9 protein-coding genes are annotated in these 6,293 nt (G+C 42.4%); 6 read left to right on the forward strand and 3 right to left on the reverse strand.

The features are described from left to right. Positions 1–28 precede the first annotated feature (28 nt). The 4 genes from mltG (at position 29) to ACO1XM_RS12790 (ending at position 3,659) form a co-directional block, all read left to right on the forward strand. Entirely contained in the window at positions 29–1,090 is a 1,062-nt protein-coding gene (mltG, locus tag ACO1XM_RS12775; protein WP_486229515.1) for an endolytic transglycosylase MltG, read from the forward strand. Further along, positions 1,090–1,497, forward strand: a complete 408-nt coding sequence (locus tag ACO1XM_RS12780; RefSeq protein WP_486229517.1) for an acyl-CoA thioesterase — start codon at positions 1,090–1,092, stop codon at positions 1,495–1,497. The genes mltG and ACO1XM_RS12780 overlap by 1 nt, the downstream gene beginning before the upstream one ends. Next, complete coding sequence (locus ACO1XM_RS12785; RefSeq protein WP_486229519.1) at positions 1,494–2,471, forward strand: YihY/virulence factor BrkB family protein; 978 nt, start codon at positions 1,494–1,496, stop codon at positions 2,469–2,471. Before ACO1XM_RS12780 ends, ACO1XM_RS12785 begins: the two co-directional genes overlap by 4 nt. 87 nt (positions 2,472–2,558) lie before the next feature. Further along, positions 2,559–3,659, forward strand: a complete 1,101-nt coding sequence (locus ACO1XM_RS12790; protein WP_486229520.1) for an MBL fold metallo-hydrolase — start codon at positions 2,559–2,561, stop codon at positions 3,657–3,659. A gap of 159 nt (positions 3,660–3,818) precedes the next feature. Here the strand turns inward: ACO1XM_RS12790 and ACO1XM_RS12795 are convergent, their stop codons facing one another. The 3 genes from ACO1XM_RS12795 to ACO1XM_RS12805 form a co-directional block, all read right to left on the reverse strand. Continuing rightward, on the reverse strand, positions 3,819–4,238 hold the full coding sequence (locus ACO1XM_RS12795; protein ID WP_486229522.1) for a tellurite resistance TerB family protein: 420 nt from the start codon (positions 4,236–4,238) through the stop codon (positions 3,819–3,821). 413 nt (positions 4,239–4,651) lie between these two features. Beyond that, positions 4,652–5,125, reverse strand: coding sequence for a hypothetical protein (locus ACO1XM_RS12800; protein ID WP_486229524.1), 474 nt, complete (start codon positions 5,123–5,125; stop codon positions 4,652–4,654). A 2-nt stretch (positions 5,126–5,127) separates the two neighbouring features. After that, entirely contained in the window at positions 5,128–5,424 is a 297-nt protein-coding gene (locus ACO1XM_RS12805) for a hypothetical protein (RefSeq protein WP_486229526.1), read from the reverse strand. 126 nt (positions 5,425–5,550) lie between these two features. Between ACO1XM_RS12805 and ACO1XM_RS12810 the strand changes: the two genes are divergently transcribed. Then, positions 5,551–5,769, forward strand: a complete 219-nt coding sequence (locus tag ACO1XM_RS12810) for a helix-turn-helix domain-containing protein (RefSeq protein WP_486229528.1) — start codon at positions 5,551–5,553, stop codon at positions 5,767–5,769. 63 nt (positions 5,770–5,832) lie between these two features. Continuing rightward, entirely contained in the window at positions 5,833–6,051 is a 219-nt protein-coding gene (locus tag ACO1XM_RS12815; RefSeq protein WP_486229530.1) for a helix-turn-helix domain-containing protein, read from the forward strand. Positions 6,052–6,293 lie beyond the last annotated feature (242 nt).

The raw sequence follows: 6,293 nt of genomic DNA on the forward strand, positions 1-6,293 counted from the left end.
TCTGTATTTTTGACTTTTAATTTTTGTTATGAAGCCTGAGAAGAAGCTCATTTTCTTTCTTTTATTTTCCATGCTCCTGATCTCGTTTGGCTTTTATGCCTACCAGATCGTGTACACCCCTAATTTTTTGGTGGGTAAAGAAGACAGGATGATTGTAATTCCTAATGATGCTGATTTTAAAACAGTGCAAAAAATATTGCACGAAGGCGACTATGTGCAAGACTTAATGTCATTTGCCTTTTTGTCGCGCATGATGGACTATGATAAGAAAGTAAAACCGGGACGTTTTATTTTAAAGGCCAACATGACCAACCTGCAGGCCATACGCTTGTTGCGCCTGGGTAAGCAAGAGCCTGTGCGCATTACTTTTAACAATGTGCGCTTGCTTAAAGATTTAAGTGAGAAGATAACCACCAACCTGAGCATGCGCTCCGATGAGTTTGAAGCAGCCGCTGTGAAGTTTGCGATGAACAACAAATACGGCTTCAACAAAGACAACCTCATGTGTATGTTTATCCCCAATACCTACGAAGTATACTATAACATTTTGCCCGATGCCCTGATGGAACGCATGTATGATGAGTATACCATCTTTTGGAATGAAGAACGCAAAGCCAAAGCAGCACAATTAGGCTTAACACCTGTAGAGGTTTCTATTCTGGCTTCAATTGTGCAGGCAGAAACCGTGAAACAAGATGAAGCACCCGTGATTGCCGGACTCTATTTGAACAGGTTAAAGCAAGACATGCCTTTGCAGGCCGATCCTACGCTCGTGTTTGCTTCGGGCGATTTTACCTTGAAGCGTGTATTAAATGAGCACAAAGAAATAGACTCACCTTACAATACATACAAATATGCCGGCTTACCTCCGGGGCCTATAAACATGCCACGCGTAAATTGTATTGATGCCGTATTAAACCATAACGTGAATAATTATTTGTACATGTGTGCGAAGGAAGATTTTTCCGGATACCATAATTTCACAGATAATTATCGCCAGCAGATAAACAATGCCAAGCGCTACCAGCGCGCCCTGGAAATTGAAATTGAAAAAGGAAAACAATTACGCAAAGCAGCAGCGAAAAAGTAATGTACGTATCGGAGACCAGTGTTAGAGTACGTTATGCAGAAACCGACCAGATGGGTTACGTGTATTATGGCAACTATGCCATGTATTACGAAGTAGCACGTGTAGAAAGTTTACGACAACTGGGTTTAACATACAAGCAACTGGAAGAGATGGGCGTGATGATGCCTGTAACAGAACACAGCACACGGTACAAGGCACCGGCCCGCTATGATGAGCTGCTCACCCTGCGCACCACCATTAAAGAAATGCCAGGAGTGCGCATTCGGTTTTACTATGAGATTTTTAATGAACAAAAAAAACTGATTAACGAAGGCGAAACGCAACTGGTATTTGTAGACATGAAAACCAACAGACCCTGTCGCGCACCACAAGCCATGGTAGATGTATTGACACCTTATTTTAAATGAAGTACAGTCACAAAAAATATCTTTTTAAATACGGACAAGGCCAACGTTTTGTAGGCTTGCTCAGGCGTGTGCCGATGAGTAAAAAACAGAAGGTATCACTGTATAGCGTTATTAAAATATTTTTTAAGAACATCAAAGAAGACGATGTATTAGATCGTGCCAATGGTGTTGCGTACAATTTCATCCTGGCTATTTTCCCCACCATCATTTTTTTATTTACACTGATTCCCTACATCAGCAACGTAGTACCCGAGGTAAACACAAAAAGCATTATGGAGTTTTTAGGTAGCATGATGCCGCCCAGTATGTTTGAAGTAGTGGCCTCAACCATAGAAGATATTATTGGTAATTCGCGTGGAGGTTTGTTAACCTTCGGTGTGCTCTTTGCACTTTTTCTGGCCACCAATGGTATGATGGCTTTGATGCGTGCTTTTAACGCCTGTTATAATACCCAGGAAAAAAGAGGTGTGATAAAAACGAGATTGATCGCCACCGGATTGACCTTAAACCTGTCTTTTGTTTTATTTCTGGCAGTTATTTTATTGGTAGTGGGGCAACTCGTTCTCGATTATGTATTAGCCTACCTGCCTGAGTTTGCCTGGCTTAATGCGGATACCTACACCTTATACATGCTTTTTGTGCTGCGCTTCATTGTTATTTTCATTGTATTCTTTTTAGCCATTGCCACCATCTATTACTTTGGGCCTGCCATACATTACGATTGGCGTTTCTTTTCTTTAGGCGCAGTAGTGGCTACCCTGGGTACTATGGGTATTTCTTACGGCTTTTCTTACTACATCACACACTTTGGTAGTTACAATAAAATATACGGTTCCATTGGCGTACTCATTGCTTTAATGATCTGGGTACAGTTAGTCACCACCGTATTGCTGTTTGGCTACGAAATCGATGCCAGCATACATGAGGCCAAAACAAAAGCGGCCCTGTGGGAGGCACGAAAGAAAAATGCCTGACAATATTTTCAGCACAATCCCGTCTCCAGCTTTAATACATGCAATGCCCCCAAGCAGGCATGTATATTAGTCTAAAATTTACAGCACTTGAAAACATTTAAAAAAATTATGATCGTTACTGTGGTAGTTATTGCCCTGCTCGCTGTTGGCTTGCTGCTGTTTATGCAAATGCCTGTGTTTGGCAAACATGCTGCTGGCGAAGATTTGGCCCGCATCGAAAAATCAAAAAATTATAAAGACGGCTCCTTTCAAAATGTAGAACCGACAGAGGTTATGCTCAAAGAGGTTTCTATGCTGAAGGTAATGCGCGAAATGCTGAACAAGCCGAAAACAGTAGAGCCTGACAAAGCCTTACCAAGCATCAAAACAGATTTAAAAAATCTGGTGGCAGATAAAGTGACCATCGTGTGGTTTGGGCATTCATCTTATTTGATAAAGTATAAAGACTATACCGTCCTGGTCGATCCTGTGATGAGTGGCTATGCCTCGCCCATTGGTATTTTCGGAAAAGCATTTGAAGGAAGCGATGTGTTTAGTGTTGATGATTTACCTGCTATCGATTTATTAGTTCTCACACACGACCATTACGATCACCTCGACTACGCCACACTGCTCAAGCTGCATCCATCTGTAAAAAATATTGTAATACCCTTAGGTGTAGAAGCACACTTAAAACACTGGGGCGTGCCGGCCGAAAAAATTACAAGCCTTGATTGGTGGGATACATACAAGCTGAATGATTCAAGCATGATTACATCTACACCTTCGCGCCATTTTTCGGGCAGGGGTTTTACGCGAGGCAAAACCTTGTGGTCGTCTTTTGTATTAAACCTGCAAGGGCACAACATTTTTATCGGAGGCGATTCTGGTTACGACAATCAGTTTAAAAAAATTGGTGAGCTGTATGGCCCCTTCGATATTGCCATGCTAGAAACAGGACAGTATGGTAAAAACTGGCCCTTCATACACATGATGCCCGAAGAAGTAGCGAACGCTGCACAAGACCTGCAAGCCAAAGTATTACTGCCTGTGCATTGGGCAAAGTTTGCTTTATCCAATCACGCCTGGACAGAACCCATTGAGCGTTTGCTGGCGAGCGCAGAAGACAAGGTGGTGATTACCACACCCAAAATAGGAGAACCCTTGCGCATAGGGGATACGTTGCCGGTGGAGAAATGGTGGAGATGATGAGTTGATGTGCTGATTTGTTGATGTGCTAATGTGCTGATGTGCTGGTGTGCTGATTTGATGATTTGAAAATTTGATGATTAACAAAGAGCTACGAGCTGCTGGCTGCTAGCTACTAGTAGCCAGTAACCAGAGGCTAGTGGCTGACAGCTAAAAAAGTTATTTGGCAACACGCACACCAAGCGACTGAAACGATTTACCGTGTATAATCTTGTTGAGGTCCTTCTGGGTTTTCATGATCTCGTCTAAGGAGAGTTTTAATTCAGTGTGGTATATTTTATAAATCAAGATCCACTCAGCCTTGTCCATAAAACCATCGGAGTTGGCAATTACACACAACCAGGCAATGGCCCTGATTTGGTGTTTGCTGTCCAGTTTTTTTAAACCAGCCAGGCAATCGTTGTAAAGGGCCGCAATATCTTTTGCCTTGAGCGCCTCCAGCTGACTTTCGAAGGTGGACAGGTCCAGGCCTTCTGCCTCCATCATTTTACGTCCCAAAGCAAGTTCGCGATCATCTACCTTGCCATCGGCACAGATAAGCAGGTAGTAAAGGCTGGTCAGGGTTGTCTTGAAATCCATACAAGAAATGTAATATAAACAGGGTGTTGAGAATAAAGTGCCAAACCAAAAATGGGGAAAAATAAGTCAGATAAGCCTTTTTTACTTTTTAACAGTTCCAGATTGGGAAAACTTACGCTTGGTTGGGGGACGGCCGATGTAAGTATTTTCAATTATACGTTATTTTTTTGAAAAAGATGAGCCTCAGACTGGAATTAGCTTAGCCCTATGTAGGAGGCTAAAAATCACCACCCTCATCGCCCTCATTTTGAGAGGGACCCCATCTTTCCCCCTACTCTGGAGCGGATACCCATCTATCCCCTTCCTTTGGAGGTGACACCCTTCTATCCCTCTACTCTGGAGGGGATACCCATCTATCCCCCTCCTATGGAGGGGATACCCTTTTATCCCCCTCCTGTGGAGGGGATGCCTAGCTATCCCCCTCCTGTGGAGGGGGCAGGGGGAGGTGGGAGGTGCGTAATAATAAGCACCTCCGTTTCCGCATCACTTGCTGGTAGATTAGTCGCGCGCGGGTCGACCGCAGCCTGATTTTCGAGGTGGACTTTATACTGAGGAAAACGCCTGGCCAGGTCTTCTTGCATGAACAGCGCTTGCTGATGGCGCAATTGGTGAGGCATGTGCAGCTCGTAGCAGAAAAGTTCTTCGAGAGGCCTTATGGGTTTTACCTGAAAGCGCACATGCTTGATAATTTTTTTCTCGAGCACACCATAGGCCAAGGTAAAAAGTGCGCATAGGCTTACGTTGTAAATCACTAAGTGGTGTGTATGGGGCAGCGTGTCGTTGAGGATAAGGCCGCTGCGTAAGTCTTTATTGAAAGGCGAGAGCGTAGATTGATAAAGTTTCTCTGTGGTGTTGATAGGATGAGGTTTGGTGTGCGGTGAAAGCATGCTTATAAAAAATAATCGTCCTCATGGCGCACCAGCAAATCCTGATAGTAAGCATGCCATTGTTTTTGCCTACTAAGTTCGAAGTGCAGGAGTAAGGCATAAATCGTTTTTAAATCATCGTGCATGGCTTCATCACAATCATCGATGATGATGTGCGAGAGCATATTGAGGAGGGCGTTTTTGTAACGTATTAGCTCTTCGTAATTGGCAATGGGAATTTCGATTTTGAGATTACTACTAAGCGTTTCATGAACGAAATAGATTGTAGTCTGCTTCTGCTCTACACCGAGTTCAATCATACAGATGAATTTTAAGAATTTCTATAAACTTCATCAGAAAAACTTATAAAATCAAGTCAATTTTAAGTTTTTCTGATAATTCAATCCGGATTACTATATATTGATTAAGAAATATGTAAAGAAGAAATGACTAAACTTGGAGAATACCTGGCGAAGAAATCAGTAAATAGGTCTGAAATTGCCCGAAAAACAGGATTGAGCAATCCGCGCTTAAGCGAGTTATCTACCAGTCCCAAAGCAAAACTGAGAGCAAGCGAACTGTATTTGATTGCCTTGGCAATTGAAGTTAACCCTTGCGATTTACTTCAATATGTGTGTAGTGAATTGAAATTGGTGAAGGCATAGAAATAATAAAATACGTAATAAATATGCCTGATTTGTATATTAGTGTTCCTAAAAACATTATATATGACAAAACTGGGCGAATTTCTGGCAAAACGATCCATCAACAGGGCAGCCATCTCCAGAAAAACAAAAATCCACACCACCCGACTGAACGAACTTTCAAACAACGACTCTGCCAAACTTAGGGTGGAGGAATTATACCTGATCGCCTTGGCGATTGAAGTTGATCCGTGTGAGTTATTAAAGTTTGTGTGTGGAGAATTGAAGCTGGGGAAGGCCTAGTGCAACAGCTTTTTTATATTCCCTTCTTAATTTACTGTTATAGTAAACTCTCCGACCTTGGTTTAACAAAAAAAGAAGAAGCACCACTCGTCCTTGTTTGCAACCATAGCCGTCAGGTTAAGCGTGTAATCCATTGAATTAGAGCAAGAAAGAGAATTTTAGCAATACCTTAAACAGGTATTTTTCTGAGTCTTTAAGCGAGTCACGTATTGAAGCAATAGCAAGATCAACAGGTTTTTGTA

This window comes from Chryseotalea sp. (genome assembly GCF_057350905.1).

What these genes read in the sequence shown, in the direction of transcription:
- ACO1XM_RS12800 (WP_486229524.1), bottom strand. Translation starts at nt 5,125, where the DNA reads ATGCTTTCACCGCACACCAAACCTCATCCTATCAACACCACAGAGAAA.
- ACO1XM_RS12785 (WP_486229519.1), top strand. Translation starts at nt 1,494, where the DNA reads ATGAAGTACAGTCACAAAAAATATCTTTTTAAATACGGACAAGGCCAA.
- ACO1XM_RS12780 (WP_486229517.1), top strand. Translation starts at nt 1,090, where the DNA reads ATGTACGTATCGGAGACCAGTGTTAGAGTACGTTATGCAGAAACCGAC.
- ACO1XM_RS12810 (WP_486229528.1), top strand. Translation starts at nt 5,551, where the DNA reads ATGACTAAACTTGGAGAATACCTGGCGAAGAAATCAGTAAATAGGTCT.
- mltG (WP_486229515.1), top strand. Translation starts at nt 29, where the DNA reads ATGAAGCCTGAGAAGAAGCTCATTTTCTTTCTTTTATTTTCCATGCTC.
- ACO1XM_RS12795 (WP_486229522.1), bottom strand. Translation starts at nt 4,238, where the DNA reads ATGGATTTCAAGACAACCCTGACCAGCCTTTACTACCTGCTTATCTGT.
- ACO1XM_RS12805 (WP_486229526.1), bottom strand. Translation starts at nt 5,424, where the DNA reads ATGATTGAACTCGGTGTAGAGCAGAAGCAGACTACAATCTATTTCGTT.
- ACO1XM_RS12815 (WP_486229530.1), top strand. Translation starts at nt 5,833, where the DNA reads ATGACAAAACTGGGCGAATTTCTGGCAAAACGATCCATCAACAGGGCA.